The organism is Thermodesulfobacteriota bacterium (assembly GCA_036482575.1).
Classification (GTDB): Bacteria; Desulfobacterota; GWC2-55-46; order GWC2-55-46; family JAUVFY01; genus JAZGJJ01.
The window spans coordinates 1-2,671 of record JAZGJJ010000137.1; the positions used below are offsets into that span (position 1 = coordinate 1).

General features: G+C 61.2%; 2 protein-coding genes. Both read right to left on the minus strand.

The window, feature by feature from the left end; all coding sequences use genetic code 11:
- Nucleotides 1-156: 156 nt before the first annotated feature.
- Nucleotides 157-1,407: a cytochrome D1 domain-containing protein gene (locus tag V3W31_06200; GenBank protein ID MEE9614532.1), complete on the minus strand. Its 1,251-nt coding sequence runs from the start codon at nt 1,405-1,407 to the stop codon at nt 157-159.
- Nucleotides 1,404-2,671 (minus strand): radical SAM protein (locus V3W31_06205; GenBank protein MEE9614533.1); only part of this gene is annotated, 1,268 nt, incomplete at its 5' end. The genes V3W31_06205 and V3W31_06200, both read right to left, overlap by 4 nt.

The window sequence follows — 2,671 nt, forward strand, 5'->3', positions numbered from 1 at the left end:
CTCAAACTCCTTTCAAAAACTTCAGGCTACGCCCCGCTGCCCCCCATGAAAAGGGGGGCAGCGGGGCGTAATTAAAAGTCTTCGGAGGGGGGTCTGGGGGGAACCCTTCTACAGAAGGGTTCCCCCCAGGATATCACTCTTCGGTCCGTGACCGGGTTACAGCCCGAACTTCGATGCCCTGTCCGTGCCGAAGAGCCCCGAGGGTTTTTTGGCCGGGATGTTCTTTATGAGCTCGTATGTGTCCGTGTCGTAGACCGCAACCCTGTCCTCGCCCATTACCGATATATATACGGCCTCGCCCCTGGGCGTGAACTGCGGGTCTATGGCGCCCTTGCCGACATCAATGGTCTTCTTCACCTCGAGGGTCTCGACGTCTATTATCTGTACGAGCCTTTCGGCCTCGCTCCCCGGGGCCTCCACGTTATCCACCCATACCTCCCTGCCGCCGGGCCTGGCCACGACGAAGAGCCCGGTCCCGGCGATGGGGATGGACTTTACCATGCTCCAGTCCCGCGTGTCGTAGACCACCACCCTCTTCTCGGCGAAGGCCGGGATGAGCGTCAGGTTCCCGGAGACGGCCCACGACTCGAGGTGCGGGATGTGGTAGACCGGCACCTTCTTGCCGCCTGAGTACTTCTTGAGCCCCTCCCTCCTCTCGCTCATGTCTATCTTCTTTATCTCGTCGAGCTTCCAGAGGTCCAGTATGCCCACCCAGTCGGACTTGACGAAGCCCACGAGGTAGAACCTCCCGTCCGGGGTTATGAGCTGGTCGTAAGGGGTATCCCCGATGTCGGTGAACTTCTTTATTACCGGGAAGTCGGGTTGCTTCATGTCCACGATCCATACTTCTCCGGTGTCCATCAAGGCGAAGACCATCAAGTTGTCCGGGGTGTCGAGCGGCCCCACGGTCCGCGAGGCGAACACTTCTCCGTCCGGCGTCGAGGTCGTCGCCGGTATCACCTTGACCGTCTCGAGTGTGGCGGAGTCCAGTATCACGACGTTCCCCGGACGGTAGTTGCAGACCATTATGTACTTGTTGTCCCTCGATATGGCGATGCCGATGGAGTTTTCGCCGACGATCACCTTCTTTTCGAGTGTCAGCTTCACGAGGTCCACTTTGCTCAGGTTGCCGCTCCTGCCTATTACGTAGGCGTACCGGGCGTCGCGGGAGAAGACCATGCTCTCGTGCCGGAGGTTCCCGAGCCCCTCGACGCGGCCGAGCACCTCGTGGTTCACCGAGTCCACTATAATGACGCTCCCGGACTCCCTCTCCACTATTATCATGAGCGAGGCCGTGCCGTGGAGGTGGGCCCGTGCGTTTCGCCGGGCGCTCTGATCGAACGCGCCGCAGCCCGATACTATGAAAGAAGCCGATATTAGTATGATGAGAAGAATCCTGGTATTCATGCCGTTTCTTTTACCTCCTGTCGGTCCGCTGACCGTCGGTCCGCTGACCGTGTTATTCCGAGCTCTTCGTCGGTCAGATAGCAGGCCGGGTCCTCGGCCCACAGGTCGCCCGTTACGAACTCGGCCCTCACTCGGTAGTTGCCCCCGCACATGTCGAACCGGGGGCAGACCGAGCACCTGCCCTTTATATATGCCTTCCTGTTTTTAAGCGCGGCCATCACCGGGTCGTTCGTGTCGGTCCATATCTCTTTGAACGGCCTTTCCCTGACGTTGCCGGGCGAGTAGTGGGTCCAGAACTGGTCGGGGTGCACGTTCCCGAGGTTGTCCACGTTGGCGAGGCTCACCCCCGACGTGTTGCCCCCGCGGCCGCGGAGGAGTTTACCCACGAGCTCCGCCCTCTCCGGGTCTTTCTCCCTGAGCTTCAAGTATAGGTACACGCCGTCCACGTCGTTGCTGCCCATGACGATGTCCTTCGTTATACCCTTCTTTATGAACTCCCCGGCCCTCTCGAATATGTAGTCCACGGCCTTGCGGGTTTCCGCGTGGTCGAGGTCTTCCCTTGAAAACCTTTCACCCCTTCCGGCGTAGACGAGGTGCGCGAAGTAGCCTCGCTCGACCCCCTCGGCCTCCATGAGTTCGAATATGGTCGGCAGTTCGCCGACGGTCTTCCTGCTCATGGTGAACCTTATGCCGACGGTAAGGCCCAGGTCCCGGCAGAGCCTGAGACCGTTGACGGCCTTATCGAACGCCCCGCGCATGCCCCGGAGGCGGTCGTTTACCTCTTGTCCGCCGTCGAGGCTTACGCCCACGTAGATTATGCCCGCGTCCTTTATCTCTTGAGCGACGGCGGCGTCTATATTCGTCCCGCTCGTGGAGAGTATGGGCCGTACTCCTTTGTCCCGCGCGTAGCGGACGAGCTCGAAGAGGTCGCCGCGCAGGAGCGGGTCGCCGCCGGAGAATATAAGGACCGGCACGCCGAAGGCCGCCAGGTCGTCAATGAGCCGCTTCCCCTCGTCGGTCGAGAGTTCCCCGGGGTAGTCGCGCTCCTCGGAGGCGCTGTAGCAGTGCACGCAGTGGAGGTCGCAGCGGCGGGTGACGTTCCAGACCACCACCGGACGTTCGATGCGCCCGTACCTTATGGAGTCGGTCTCGGTCGCGACGGTCCGCTGACCATCGGTCCGCTGACCGTCGGGCCGCTGACCGTCGGGCCGGGGGGGTGACGACGTCAGGAGTTTCGATACGCTAAGCATCGGGCCATTATCGC

Bases quoted from the DNA above. Each gene is read 5' to 3' on its own strand.
- V3W31_06200 (MEE9614532.1), bottom strand. From the start codon at position 1,407: ATGAATACCAGGATTCTTCTCATCATACTAATATCGGCTTCTTTCATA.